The organism is Micromonospora sp. NPDC049662, from assembly GCF_040675055.1.
GTDB lineage: Bacteria > Actinomycetota > Actinomycetes > Mycobacteriales > Micromonosporaceae > Micromonospora.
The window spans coordinates 1-13,562 of record NZ_JBFAOC010000013.1; the positions used below are offsets into that span (position 1 = coordinate 1).

The 13,562-nt window shown below is 69.9% G+C and carries 12 protein-coding genes and 1 pseudogene; 2 read left to right on the forward strand and 11 right to left on the reverse strand.

Translation table 11 applies throughout. The features are described 5' to 3' along the window. From AB0J36_RS12835 to AB0J36_RS12850, 4 genes and pseudogenes are all read right to left on the reverse strand, one after another. Positions 1-424, reverse strand: a pseudogene (locus AB0J36_RS12835) (hypothetical protein); the annotation flags it as partial. A gap of 39 nt (positions 425-463) precedes the next feature. Beyond that, a complete protein-coding gene (locus AB0J36_RS12840; protein ID WP_357125257.1) occupies positions 464-1,819 on the reverse strand; it encodes an NAD(P)/FAD-dependent oxidoreductase in 1,356 nt (451 codons plus the stop codon). Between the two features lie 21 nt (positions 1,820-1,840). Next, positions 1,841-2,119, reverse strand: coding sequence for a phosphopantetheine-binding protein (locus AB0J36_RS12845; protein WP_355047938.1), 279 nt, complete (start codon positions 2,117-2,119; stop codon positions 1,841-1,843). Between the two features lie 208 nt (positions 2,120-2,327). Further along, entirely contained in the window at positions 2,328-2,882 is a 555-nt protein-coding gene (locus AB0J36_RS12850) for a TetR family transcriptional regulator (RefSeq protein WP_363660516.1), read from the reverse strand. A gap of 233 nt (positions 2,883-3,115) precedes the next feature. On the opposite strand from AB0J36_RS12850, the gene AB0J36_RS12855 reads away from it, so the two are divergent. After that, positions 3,116-3,637: an isoprenylcysteine carboxylmethyltransferase family protein gene (locus AB0J36_RS12855; protein WP_357392588.1), complete on the forward strand. Its 522-nt coding sequence runs from the start codon at positions 3,116-3,118 to the stop codon at positions 3,635-3,637. 125 nt (positions 3,638-3,762) lie between these two features. Here AB0J36_RS12855 and AB0J36_RS12860 read toward each other — a convergent pair whose 3' ends face one another. From AB0J36_RS12860 to AB0J36_RS12880, 5 genes are all read right to left on the reverse strand, one after another. Continuing rightward, entirely contained in the window at positions 3,763-3,966 is a 204-nt protein-coding gene (locus tag AB0J36_RS12860; protein ID WP_357125247.1) for a hypothetical protein, read from the reverse strand. Between the two features lie 722 nt (positions 3,967-4,688). Beyond that, positions 4,689-6,125 carry an MFS transporter gene (locus tag AB0J36_RS12865; protein WP_357392589.1) on the reverse strand — a complete coding sequence of 479 codons (1,437 nt, stop codon included), beginning with the start codon at positions 6,123-6,125 and terminating at the stop codon, positions 4,689-4,691. 9 nt (positions 6,126-6,134) lie between these two features. Then, entirely contained in the window at positions 6,135-6,680 is a 546-nt protein-coding gene (locus AB0J36_RS12870; protein WP_357125241.1) for a flavin reductase family protein, read from the reverse strand. Between the two features lie 5 nt (positions 6,681-6,685). Beyond that, positions 6,686-8,245, reverse strand: coding sequence for an amino acid adenylation domain-containing protein (locus AB0J36_RS12875; RefSeq protein ID WP_357125238.1), 1,560 nt, complete (start codon positions 8,243-8,245; stop codon positions 6,686-6,688). Positions 8,246-8,276: 31 nt separating this feature from the next. After that, the gene (locus AB0J36_RS12880) at positions 8,277-9,413 is read right to left on the reverse strand and encodes an acyl-CoA dehydrogenase family protein (protein ID WP_357392590.1); all 1,137 of its coding nucleotides are present in this window, start codon (positions 9,411-9,413) and stop codon (positions 8,277-8,279) included. 151 nt (positions 9,414-9,564) lie between these two features. Between AB0J36_RS12880 and AB0J36_RS12885 the strand changes: the two genes are divergently transcribed. Beyond that, positions 9,565-10,155 carry a TetR family transcriptional regulator gene (locus AB0J36_RS12885; RefSeq protein WP_357125231.1) on the forward strand — a complete coding sequence of 197 codons (591 nt, stop codon included), beginning with the start codon at positions 9,565-9,567 and terminating at the stop codon, positions 10,153-10,155. On the opposite strand, the gene AB0J36_RS12890 is transcribed toward AB0J36_RS12885, so the two are convergent. Both AB0J36_RS12890 and AB0J36_RS12895 read right to left on the reverse strand, forming a co-directional pair. Next, complete coding sequence (locus AB0J36_RS12890; RefSeq protein WP_357125228.1) at positions 10,133-11,881, reverse strand: hypothetical protein; 1,749 nt, start codon at positions 11,879-11,881, stop codon at positions 10,133-10,135. The two genes, AB0J36_RS12885 and AB0J36_RS12890, sit on opposite strands and share 23 nt — an antisense overlap. A gap of 8 nt (positions 11,882-11,889) precedes the next feature. Further along, the gene (locus tag AB0J36_RS12895) at positions 11,890-13,557 is read right to left on the reverse strand and encodes an NAD(P)/FAD-dependent oxidoreductase (RefSeq protein ID WP_355047928.1); all 1,668 of its coding nucleotides are present in this window, start codon (positions 13,555-13,557) and stop codon (positions 11,890-11,892) included. Positions 13,558-13,562: the final 5 nt, after the last annotated feature.

Here is a 13,562-nt window from a genome sequence, read left to right on the forward strand (position 1 = left end):
CCTCCGCCCGCCGCCGGGGGTTGTTCTGTGTGTGGGGGCCCCCCCCCCCCGCCCCCCCCCCCGGGCCCCCCCCCCCCCCCCCCGGGGCGGGCCGCCCCCCCCCCCCCCCCCCCGCGCCGCGGGACACCGCGACCTCGAACGCCGCCGCCGCGTCCGCGGTACGCATCGCCAGGTCGGCCACGCCGTCGCCGTGCTGCTGCACGTACAGGCTGGCCGGGTGCGCGTCGGTGAGCCCCTCGGTGACCACGAGAACCGTCGAACCCTGCCGCAGTGCCACCGACACGTGGTCCTCGTCGCGGCGCGAACCGACGACGGCGAAGCCGTACTGTGCGGCGAGCTCGCGTGCGGCCCAGACCGCGTCGGTCACATGGAATTCGACGTGGTGCACAGCCAGGTCGCTGAACACACTGCTGCCCACGCTCACTGATGTCCCCCCTACCGGGGCCGCACGGCCCCCTTGTGGTCAGAAGATGGGAGCCGCCGTCGGAGCGGACAGCTCACCGAGATACGGATGCCAGAGGTGTTCGGGGTCCTGCTCAACGGCCCGGATGACGTTCCGCATCTCGACGAGCGCCTTGGGCTCGGCCTCGTCGTACATGTTGCCCTGCAACATCTTCAGCACGTCGAGGCGATACCGCGGGTCCTGGACGAACGCGGTGAACAGGATGTTGAGCCGGTAGTAGGCCGAGATGAACTCGTACCAGTTGCGGACGCCGCGCCGCAGCAGCATCTCGTAGGTGGCGAACCGCTCGCGCTTGAAGTCGCCCGCCTCGGCGGCGGCGATGATGTCGTTACAGGCCAGCCGAGCGCTGTTGAGCGCGATGCTGACGCCGGTGGAGAAGATGGGATCCACGAAGCGGGCGGCGTCCCCGATCATGACGAAGTTGTCGCCGCAGATCTGCTTCATCGCGTAGCTGTAGTCGCCCTCGGCCTTGAACGGCCGCACCTGCTTCGAGCTGCGCAGGGCCGCCTCCAGCTCGGGCCGGCTGCCCACGCACTCCCAGAAGAACCCTTCGAGATCCTCCCGGGCCGCCTCGGCGAACCGGCTCTTCTGGGTGACGACGCCGATCGACGTGACCGTCTCGGTGATGGGGATCTGCCACACCCAGCTGTCGGTCAGCGGCAGGAAGTGGATGAAGATGAAGTCCGACTTCGCCTGCTCGGCCGAGAGCGCCTGTCGATCGAAGCCGTCGAACCAGGTGTGGATCGCGTACTGGTTGAAGACCGAGTCGGCCACCTTCACCTTGAGCTGGCTGCCCAACGTGGTGTTCCGGCCACTGGCGTCGATCACCATGCGCACCGGCACCTCGCGTTGCCCGTCCGCGGACCGGGTGTGCAGCACGGGGTGTTCGCCCTCGAAGTCGACGCGGTTGACCCGCACGCCGTGGTGGACCTCCGCGCCGAGACTCGCCGCGTTCTCCAGCAGGATCTGGTCGAACTTGCCCCGGTCGACGTGGAACGTGTAATCGCGGTCGACGCCGGCCTGATCCCGCTCGTTGAACATGACCTCGGCGAGCCGGAAGTCGTGGGTGAGGTTGGAGAAGCCCATGTGGCTCACCGGCCGCGACTCGGCCGACGTCCACGCCGCGCCGAACTTGCGCGGGAAGCCGGCCGCCTCGACGGCTGCCATCGCCCCGGTCTCCAACAGCACCGGCGTGGTGGCCGGGACCAACGACTCGCCCACGTGCTCGCGGGGGAAGTGGGCGCTCTCGAAGACCACGACGGACAGCCCCGCCTTGGCCAGGTAGGCGGCGGCCGTGGACCCGGCGGGTCCGCCTCCGATGATGCCGATGTCCCACTCTGCTGGCTTGGTGTTCATGGCGCCTCCTCGGCAGGCCTGTCAGGCGCGGGGCAACGACAGGATCAGATCGGTGATGGTGTCGAGACTCCGGAAGTGCCGTCCCGTGATGTGCGAAGGCGGCACGTCGACGTCGAGCTCCGCCCGGACGAACGCGATGAGCCGAGCTGTGTTCAGTGAGTTCAGAACGCCCCACTCCAGCAGTGGCGAGTCGGGGCGCAGGTCAACCCCGGTGACCGCCTCGTCCTGGTCGCCAATCAGCTCGTGGCGCACGTACACCATCAGTTGGCCGAGTATCTCGTCGCGTTGGTCTGTCGGCACAAACCCCTCCCAGGTCGCCGGACGTGGTCTCCCCCGTGGGGCGTCACCCGGGAGGCCGGGAAACCCACCGGCGCTTCCCCCTCTGATGACATCCCTGTTCGATGAATTCTAGAAGCCCACGCGGGTTCGTCAAGGGGGATGCCGCGCAGGGATCGACGTCGGCCACTGGAGCGACGACGGTGGAGCCCGCCCACCGAGGGCGGACCGATCAGGCCAGGACGCCCGTGAGGTAGGTCTGGATGGCCTTGCCCGTGCCCGCGGCCAGAGCGGCGGCGCTGAGCTCGGCGATCGCCGGGACGCGGAAGACGTACCGGGTGGTGGCGAGACCGATCAGGTGCGAGCCGACCATGGCGGCGCGCAGCTCCGGCTGGGAGTGGCCCAGGGCCCGGGCCAGCGGGAGGATCACCTGGTCGCCGAGGAAGTTACGGACGGCGTCCGCCGCCATGTCGTTGGCCGTCATCGACCGGAGGATGCCGCCGAGTCGCGCCGCCGTGTCGGGCTCGTCCCAGTGACTGAAGAACAGCTCGACAGCACGTCGGCCGACCTGGCCACGAGGGCCCTTCATCGCCCGCTCCACCAGATCCGGCGGCTGCAGGGCGCCACGCACCGCCGCCTCGAACAGGCCTTCCTTGGTGAGGAAGAAGTGGTGCACCAGCGCGCTGTCGACGCCCGCCTCCTGGGCGATGGTGCGGACCGTGGTGCCCTCGTAGCCCCGCTCCGCGAACTGGCCACGAGCGATCTCGAGGATGAGCTGATGGCTCACCGTCGGCCCGACACGTCGCCCCGTCCGCCGTCGTGGAGCACCGTTCGGGGACACCTCCGCGCCCACAAGTTCACCTTTCCCAGTTCATCGCATGCCCTATTCATCGTATGGGGGCAAACGCCATAGTATCGCCTTCCTACGTGCGGAAATACGGAGGTTCTGCGGACAGGCAACGACAACAGTACGTAACGATGCCTTGACATGGTGCCCCGCACGCGCCGTAGCATGGCGCAGTGCTACGAACACGGGCCGTCGTCGGAAGTCTTGTCTTCTTTTGCGCCGCGCCGGGTGTGGTCGCCGGCTTCGGTCCATGGTGGATTTCCGACTGGGAGGTGGAAACACCGTTCGCCTACTACCAGCCGGTTCGAGTCCTCGGCGCGCTGATGCTGGTCGCCGCGGTGGCGTTTCTCCTACAGTCGTTCGTGCGCTTCGTCGTGGAGGGTCTGGGCACTCCGGCCCCGGTGGCGCCGACCGAACACCTGGTGATCGGCGGCCCCTACCGGTACGTCCGCAACCCGATGTACGTCGCGGTGGTGACGGCCATCCTCGGCCAGGCACTGATCTTCGGCCAGGCCTCGCTCCTGTGGTACGGGTTGGCCATCGCCCTCATCCAGGCCGCGTTCGTGCGGTTCTACGAGGAACCCGGTCTGCGCCGACGATACGGCGCCGCGTACGACACGTACCGCGCCGCGGTCCCGGCGTGGATTCCCCGCCTACGGCCGTGGCAGCAGGGGGCCAGCTCACCGCAGGCGTGATCCGATAGCCCGCCTCACCAGCCGTGCGGCCGATCTGACGAGCCGCTGACCCGCGAAGGGACTGCCATGTCGCCTACCCCCGAGGGCTGGCTGCCCTCCGCCCACGACGGAGGGCAGCCAGCCCGCTAGGCGACCCGCTGCCGGGTGGGCAGTTCCGCCTGCGTCACCGATGCCTGGCAACTGGCCGTCAACACCGGCAGCCGCCCGGAGACCTCGGCGATCAACTCCCCCCGCAACAGGTCCTCGCCGGCGGGTTCCCCCCAGATGACGAGCCGGCAGTTCACCTGCTCCGCGCGCACCGATGCCGAGGCCGTCCAGATAATGGGCATACGGTGTCGTGCCGCTCCCAGCAATTCCACCGTGACGAACTCGGGAGCCGTCTTGTCGGTGCCGTCGCACTGTTGGAAGCCGACGTGCGCCGTAATCTCACCAGTGCCCAGGTAACTTAATTGAAACATTACGCGGAACTCGTGCCCGCCTACGTCCGCCGGCAATAGTCCCGCTGTCAATAAAAGCCCTTCTGGCTCGTAGAAGAGTACCTGGACATCCGTAACCGCCAGTGCTGATGACTTCATATCCCTGGTGGCCCCATCCCCCATTAGCGTACCGCCAGTTCATCGATGGATGTTATCCTGCCGACGGCCGCGCTGTCCCCCCCTAAATGGGTGGGCGATCACGCGGCACCGGTCGGGTTGCAGACCGTTACGGCCCGAATAGGTCTCATCGGGCATCAGGCGCCGGGCAGAGATGTCGCACACGAATGCGAGCACGGCAATCGCCCGCCACCGGCCAACCCGGTTGACGTGCGCCAATGCCGATGTAGCCCGCCACGACCCTGCGGTCCGCGCCGTGACGTCCCGGACCGGGCACGTCGAGCCGGCGCCCGCCGCCTCCGCGACGCAACCAGCTCCCACCATCGCGCCTGCCGACATTGCGACACGAGCTACCGGTGGTCAGCCACCTCACCATCGATGGATTCGATCGCGCCAAGCCCCCCTGGCGCGATCGAGGCCCCGACCGCAGGGCCGGGGCCTCGATTCCCGTGGACCGCTCAGGTCGGGGCGCCCGCCGCGAGGACCTCCTCCTCGTCCTCCTCGACCGCGTGGCCGTGACCCTGGGTGCGCAGGTGCGGAATGAACAGCGCGATGACCGCGCCCGCGGCAAGCGCACAGGCGGCCACCAGGTGGGCCTCCTCCAGGCCGTTGACGAACGTGGTCACGGACTCGTAGCCGCCGTTCGCGCCGAGGATCGCGCCACCCACCGACACGCCCATCACGGTGCCGGTCTGGCGGATCGCGTTGGACACACCGGACGCCACGCCCTCCAGCTCGGCGGGCGCGAACCCGAAGGCCAGGCGGCCGATCGGCGCGAGGAAGATGCCCAGGCCGAGCCCGGTGATGACGAACGGCACCACCAGCTTCGAGTACGTCAGGTCGCCGACGACCGAGCCGATCCAGCCCACGCCGATGGCCTGCATCGTCAGGCCCAGGATCACCAGCGGCTTACCGCCGATCTTGTCGGTCAGGATGCCCGAGATCGGTGCCGCGATCATCGGCATGGCCGTCCACGGCAGCGTGCGAACGCCAGCCTCCAGTGGCGAGTAGCCGAGGACGCTCTGCAGGTACTGGGTGCCGAGGAAGACGGCGCCGAAGACGCCGAACGGCATGATGATGGTCGCCACCATGGTGAGACTGAAGCCGCGGCTGCGGAACAACGACAGCGGCACCATCGGCGTGCTTGCCCGCGACTGCCAGAAGATGAACACGAGCACGAGGAGACCGCCGACGATGAACCCCGCCAGGATGGAGGGGCTGTCCCAGCCGGCGCTGTTGCCCCGCACGAGGCTGGACACGATGCCGAGCATGCCGGCGGTGACCAGGACGACGCCCACCGGGTCCAGGCGACCGTAGCCGCCACGGCTCTCGCGAACCCGCGTCATCACCGGCAGCAGCAGCAGACCGATGGGCACGTTGACCCAGAAGATCCACTGCCAGGACCAGGCTTCGGTCACCGCGCCGCCGATGACCGGCCCGAGGGCGATACCGAGACCCACCATCGCGCCCCACAACCCGAACGCGTGGCCGCGCTGACGTGCCGGCACCACACTGGCCAACAGCGTGAGGGTCAGCGGGAGAACGACCGCCGCGCCCAGGCCCTGCACCGCGCGTGCGGCGATCAGGAACTCGATGTTGTCGGCGAGGCCCGCCAGCCCGGACGCAATGGTGAAGACCAGCAGCGCGATGGTGAAGACCTTGCGCCGGCCGAAGCGGTCACCGAGCGCCGCGCCGGTCAACAGAAAGACGGCGAAGGTGAGCGTGTACGCGTTGACGATCCATTCAAGATCTTCAAGGCTCGCGCCGAGCTCGGTACGGATGACCGGTAGCGTCGTCGTGACGACGAGGGTGTCGATTGCGACCATGAACACCGCGACCAGGGCCGCGACCCATGTCCATGCGGCGCTGTGGGTCGCTGGTTGGTTCTTGTCCACTCTGTTTCCCTACTCGAGATGGATTGACTGGGAAGGATCGCTGGGACGCTGCCCGTTGCGCTCCTCTCGTCGGTAATGGGGGCGAGAGACCCGGACATATGTCCCGCGCCAATACCCCAGCGGGAATCGGTCCGGCGCCGTCGCCCCACCGACGAGACGGCCGAGCACGATGGCGTGATCACCAGCGGTGATCACGTCATGCAGCGCGCACTCGGTGAAGGCGACGGTCGGTTCCAGCCGTGGCATGCCGGCCACGTCGCCGGGACGCCAGGCCACATTGGCGAACTTGTCGCTGCTGTAGCTGGCGAACAGTTCGGAGACCTCGTGGCCGTCGGCGTCGAGGAAGTTGACGGCGAATCCGCCGGTCTCCCGGATGGCGTCCAGGGTCGAACTCACCTGCCGCACGCAGAACAGCAGCAGTGGCGGGTCCTTGGAGACGCTGCAGACCGACGACGAGGTCAGGCCGTGCGGCCGACCGGACGCGTCGATCGCGGTCACCACGCTGACGCCGCTGGCCAGCGAGCCCATGATCGCCAGGAACGCACTCGGCTCCACGTTGACTAGTTCGGTGCCAGTAATGGTCCACCTCCTTCGATCGCCGCCAGCAGCGCGGCTCGATCGGTCTTTCCGTTCGGGGTGAGCGGTAGGCTCGTGGCCGCCTGGACGGAGTCGACGATCATGTAGGTCGGCAGCTGTCCGGCGCACCAGCGCTTGATCTCCAGCAGGCCGGGCCGGCGGTCGCCCGCCGGCACCACGACCGCGTGCAGCCGCGCGGCGAGCCCGGCGCCGGCGACGACCACCGCGGCCGCCGCGACGTCCGGATGCGCGGCGAGGACGGCCTCGATCTCGCCGGGCTCCACCCGGTTGCCGCGCACCTTGGCCATGTCGTCGCGGCGGCCCAGGTATTCCAGCGTGCCGTCGGACGACATCCGCCCGAGATCACCCGTTCGGTACGGTCCACGCTGCGGCTCCCGCCCCCAGTAGCCGAGCATCACCGTGGGCCCGTCCGCCACGATCTCGCCCTCCGGGCAGTCGCCGCCACCAGCGGCACCTGCGCCGTCGAGGCTCGGCGGGACCAGGGTCAACACCGCGCCGCTGGCCGGTCGGCCGATCGGCAGCGGGCGGTCGCGCCCCTCGTCGGCGTCGGTCACCTCGTACGACGCGCAGACGTTGGTCTCGGTGGGCCCGTACCAGTTGAGCAGCCGCACGCCCGGCCAGGCGGCACGGAGTTCGTGCACGTACCGGATCGGCATCACCTCACCGGCGAAGACGCAGGCCCGCAGGGCCGGCGGCGGCGGGCCGTCCAGCAACCCGCCGTCCCGGATCATCAGGGTCAGCGCGGACGGCACGGAATACCAGATGGTGACGCCCTCGTCGCGCACGAACCGCGCCAACTGCACCGGCGCGTAGGCCAGCTCGGCCGGGACCAGGTGCACCGACGCGCCCGCGCGGAACGCCGCGTAGAGGTCGAAGACCGACAGGTCGAAGTTGAACGGGGCGTGGTTGGCCAGCCGGTCCCGTGGCGACACGGCGAGCAGGTCACCGGCCCACTCGACGAACGCCGCCGCGTTGCGGTGGCTCAGGCTGACGCCCTTCGGGGCGCCCGTCGACCCGGAGGTGTAGAGGATGTACGCGGGCTCGTCCGGGGCCGGTCGGTGCACCGGCGGCAGGTCACTCTCGGCCCCCAACCGCTGCAACTCGTCCAGCGACACCAGCGGTGGCCCGTCCGGAACACCGCCTTCGCGGGCGACCCGGTCGGCGGCCGGACCGTCCGCCACGACGACGGTCGCCGCGCAGTCGGCCGCGATGCGCCACACCCGGGCGGGCGGGTTCGCCGCGGACACCGGAACGTACGGCGCCCCCAACGACAGCGCCGCCTGCATGACGGCCACCGCGTCAGCCCGTTTGTCGGACCACAGCACCACCCGGTCGCCCGGGGACACCCCCGCGCGCGCCAGCCCCGCCGCCAGGCGCCGCGCGGCCGTCGCCAGCTCCGCGTACGTGAGCTGGCCGTCGTCCGCGATCACCGCCGGCGCGTCCGGTGTACGCCGGGCCCACTCGGCCACGTAGCCGTGGATTCCCGCGCCACCCGGCGTGTCGGACTGGTCCACGTCCCGCACGGTCGACACCTCCCTGGTCAAGCCGCGGCCCTCACAGGCCCAGTTCGCGGGCGATGAGCAGACGCTGGACGTCCGACGTGCCGGAGAAGATCGTGCTGGGGACGGCGTCGCGCAGCATGGTCTCGATCCCGGTGTCGCGCAGGTATCCGAGTCCACCGAACAGGCGCACCGCGTCGAGCGCCCCGGCGACCGCCGCCTCCGAGACGGCCAGCTTCGACAACGCCACGTTGAGTTCCGAGCCGCCGCCGTTGTCCATCTCCCAGCAGCAGCGATAGAGCAGCAGCCGCGCCGACTCCGTCCGCAGCTTCATCTCGACGATCCGGTTCGCGACCGCCTGGAAGTCGCTGATGCGCCGGCCGAACTGGCGGCGCGAGGTCACGTGCTCGACGCAGCGCTCCACCAGGCGGTCCAGCAGGCCGACGTATCCGGCGAACAGGCAGGCCCGCTCCCAGCGCATCGAGTGCTGGAAGATCGCGGCGCCCTGGCCCGGCTCGCCGAGCACCCGCTGCGCCGGCACGGGGCAGTCCTGAAAGGACACCCGGCCGGCCGGCGCCGACACGAGGCCCATCTTGTCGAACGGCTCGCTGACCGTCAGGCCGGGGGTGTCCCGGTCCAGCACGAACGCGGTGACACCGAGATGGGCGGCCGCCGGATCGGTGGTCGCGTAGGTCACCAGCACGTCGGCCACCGGTCCGTTGGTCACGAACGTCTTCTCGCCGTTGAGCAGGTAGCCGTCCGCCGTCTCCGTCGCGGTGACGGCGAGCCGCGAGACGTCGGAGCCCGCGCCCGCCTCGGTCATCGCGTTGCCGGCCACCACCTCGCCCGAGCAGATCCGCGGTAGGAGGCCCTTCTTCACCTCCGGTGTGCCGAACCCGGCGATCGGCACCGCGCACGCGAACTGGTGCGCGCTGGCCGCGAACACCAGACCGGTGTCCGCGCACCCCCGACCGAACGCCTCGACACGCAACGCGGTGTCCAGGGCGCCCAGCCCGCCGCCGCCGTACTCGGCGGGAATGCAGAGGCCGAGCAGCCCCAACCGACCGAGACGCCGCCAGGCCTCGCGGTCGTGCAGCCGGCTGGCGTCGGCGGTGGGCGGGAAAGCCCGCTCGGCGCTCGCGCGCACCTCGTCGTAAGCGTCCCGCTGTTCAGGCGTCCAGGCGAAGTCCACGGTGCCCCCTCGGCCGCGCGGTGAACCGGCGCGACGGAATGACCGGCTTGCAGGAGCAACCCGGACCGGACTGACATATCCTCAAAGGTCTAGACTCAGGCATTTGATCGGGCCGTGCGCTCGGGCGTACGGGAACTCGTAAGAGGTTGCCTTGACGACGCAGCAGGGATTCGACGGTGGCAGCGGCATCCGGCAGGCGATCCTCGACGTCACCCGGCGGGAGATCTCCGAGTGCGGCCTGACCGGGGTGAGCATCCGCAGCGTCGCCCGGCGCGTAGGTGTCGACCCGCGGCTCGTGCGGCACTACTACGGCTCCAAGGAGCAGCTCCTGCGGCACGCGGTGCAGGTCGACGGCAACCCCGTTGAGCTGGCCGAACAGCTGCTGGCCGGCAGCCGTCGCCGGCTGGGTCGGGCCACCGCGACGGCCCTGCTCACCCACTGGGACAGCCCTCGTACGACGATCTCCTACCGGGCCCGGCTGTCCGCCTCGCTGACCAGTGAGGAGATCGCCGAGCTGATGCGCGACGAGTTCGTACGGGCGTTCTTCGGCACGTTGGCCGAGGGCGTCAGCCCCGACCGACACGAGCTGCGGGCGGCGCTCGCCGCGTCCCAGGTGATCGGCCTGGCCCTGTGCCGCTACCTGATCGACGGCACCGAGCTGTCCCGGCACGACCGCGACGATCTGGCCCGGATGATGGGTCGCACAATCCAGCACTACCTCACCGCCGACCTGGCTGAGTGACGCCGGGCGCGTCGGCGGCCGAGCCGTCCGCGCGTTCGACGTCGTGGGCCGCCGCCCGCCCGTCGTCGACCGACGCCCGCCCCCGGGTCGGCGACGGCGCGTCATCCCGCCGGCCGGTCACGTTGTCCTTGGTGAGCAGCCGCTTGAAGTCCGCGGGCGCCACCGTCATGACCCAGGCCACCATGAGGAGCCGACGGGGCATCGTGAAGTGGTAGTACCGCGCGTTCGGGTCGCCGAACCGGTACAGCGGCGGCACGAACCGCGCCCGGCGCAGCTCGCGGAAGATCATGTCCGCCGCCTCGGACTGCCGCAGCCCACCGGCCCGGACCCGGGCGAACACCTCGAAGAACCAGTCCAACATCTGGCGCAGACCGTCCGGGGTGCGGAACCACAGCCCGCCGTCGGCGAACCGCTCGACCGGATCCCACGTCCCGGCGGCCAGGGCATCGTTGGTGGCCCGCTTCAACGACAGGTGGCCCAGGATCTGCCAGAGCAGCCAGACCCGGCTGTACGCGTTCCACAACGCGAAGCTGCCGGCGGCCGTGCGGGCAGCGGCCAGGATCTGGTCGTTGAACTCGATCAGGGCGTCCTGGAAGGCCGCCGCCTCGGCCAGCACGACGCCCGTCGCCGGCTCGTCGCGCAGCGCTCGCGGCAGCGCGGCCCCGAGCGCGTGGACCATCTCCGCCGTCATCGTCACGTCCCGGGACAGGAACTCGTCGGTACGGCAGGCCGACCGCTCCATGGCGAACCACCGTGGCCCGTGGGTCACCGCCGACCGGCGCTGCCAGTGGGGCGAGGTGGTCCAGCCGCCCTCTGCCGTGGCGGACGCGAACTGCTCCGCCAGGCTCGGGAAGGGCGCGACCAGTGCCCGGAACGCGGCGTCCGGATCCGCCGGCAGGTCGTCGAACCGGTCGTGGTCCAGCCCCACCGTCACGCTGCACAGGTCGCTGGCCGCGTCGTCGTGGTTGCGGAAGTCCACCACCTGGATCCAGCCGCCGTCGAAGAGGTGGTGCACGGTCCCCCGCGACCAGGTCGTCGCCCGGTGGTAGTCGGCGAGCCGGCTGCACTCCTCGAACGGCCGGACGCCGCGCAGGTGGGCGTGCATCATCTTCGACCGCAGCAACAGCGGTCTCGGATCACCCTCGGCGGTCGCCGCCCGCAGGGGCGACTCCTGGTCGCGGGCGTCCACCACGAACCGCGCGGTCACCGTCTGTCCGGAGCCGAAGGTCAGGTGTACGGCCTCCGGCGCCAGCCGGACCTCGGTGGTGGACGCCCGTTCCGGCAGCACCGACGCGCCGTACCGCACGGCCAGTTCCCGGGCGTACCCGTCGACGACCGGCCGGTAGAGGTGCCACTCGCTGTGCTCGCCCGGCACGTGAAACTGCACGGCGTGCGCCGGGTCGTGCCGGCGGCCCGCCGTGTGGTGCAGGAAGGCGAGGCTCTTCTTGATCCCGCTGGTCCGGCGCACCGCGTCCGGCAGGTCCTCGAAGTGCGCGAAGGAGGCGATCTCCGGCACGTCGAACCGCTCGGCCAGCAGGTGCAGCACAGCGGTCGTGTACGGCACGGTGCTGTCGCCGGACGGCAGCACCGTGTCGTCGGGCGAGCCGACGAGCAGGACCCGCAGGTCCTGCTTGGCCAGTACCGTGGCGAGCAGGCCGGTCGCCAGATGGCTGCCCAGGATCACGACGTCGTACGACACCGGGGCGTCGGGTTCGATGGTGGTCATCCGGTCTCCTAGAAGATCTTCCGGCCCATGAGCTGCTCCTTGCCGGCCTCGCGCAGGAAGCCGAGCATCAGCCGCCGCACGTCCGGCGGCGCCTTGGTCGCCGCCCAGAGCATCGTCCGGCCGATCTTGAGCGGGGTCGGGTTGATGAACCGCAGGTGGCGGTCCTTCCAGCCCCAGTGGTCCGGCACGAAGGGCGCCCGGTTGAGGTGGTCGTAGAGGGCATCCGCCGCCTCGTCGCCGGTGATCTTGCCGGCCTCGAAGTCACCGCACTGCTTGACCATGTCCTCGAACAGCTCGCCGTAGCCCTCGTGGTCGGACCAGTGCAGACCCGGGTTCTTCACCTCTTCCAGCTCGTTCAGATGCCGCTCGTCGCCGGTGGAGCGCCACCGGCGGTACGCCTCGTGGGCCCGGAACGTGCCGGCGTTCGAGCCCCACGCCCAGATCCGGAACACGGCCGTCCACAGCGAGTAGTGCTCGAACGAGGCGTACGCGGCGTTGACCAGCTTGTCGTTGCCGTCGAACAGCGCCTGCTGGCGGGTGTTCACCCCCTCGAACCGGTCGGCCGAGAAGTCGTCGTCACCCACCGCCCGCAGGATCCGCCAGGCCAGCACGTTGACCGCCTCGCAGGTGTTGGACAGACCACGGGAGAACAGCGGGTCGATGAACGCCGCGGCGTGGGCCAGCAGCACCCAGCGGTCGCCGACGGTGGTCTTGGACGAGTACTGCACCCGGTCCGTGCCCACCCACTCCCGCATCGGCCGGGCGCCCTCGAACTGCGCCGCCATGCCCGGGAACCGCTGCATGTGCTTCCAGAAGTCCTCCTCCGGCGACATGCCGGGAGTCTTCGGGTACATCCGCGGGTCCATCGTGAGGCCCACGCTGCACAGCGGGTTCTTCGAGTCCTTGTGGTTGTTGAACGCGATCACCCACGACCAGCCGCGCGGGAACAGGTGGTGGACGGTGCCCTCGTAGAACGGCACCGGCGGCTTGTCCGCGCCGGTGCGCTGGAACACCTCGTCGGTGGTCTTGAGGTCGATCATGTGGTTCCACACGGCCCGCGAGTGGTGCTTGTACCGGCAGGGGTCCTCGCGCAGCCCGAACTTCTCGGCCAGCGGCGAGCGGTAGCCGCTGGCGTCCACCACGTACCGGCTGCGGAACTGCTCGCCCCGGGTCGAACTGACCGTGACGCCGGAGTCGTCGAAGTCGACGTCGGCGATCGTGAAGTTCACCCGCGCCGTGCAGCCGTACTTGATCGCCGCGTGGAACAGGTACGCGTCGGTGTCCTGCCGGTACATGTGCGGCGTCTCGTGCAGCAGGCTCGGGAAGTTGAACATCGTGACCTGCTTCGGGTCCTGCGGCTTGCCCTCCTGGTGGTTGAGGAAGGCGAAGTGGTCCTTCTTGCCGTGCCAGGGAGAGATGATCTTCTGGCAGGCGGTCAGCGTCGCCAGGGTCATCAACTCCGGCACCTTGTACCGCTCGGACATGGTGCGCAGCGACACCAGCATGTTGGGGATGGTCGACTCACCGATGGCGAACTTCGGGTGCGCCTTGGCATCGACCAGCAGCACCTTCGCGCCGTTGCGGGCCAGGATCGCGCCGAGCATCGAGCCGGCGAAACCCGCGCCGAGAATGGCGACGTCATATGTGGCCTTCTCGGCCTCGATCAATTCACTCACCGTGC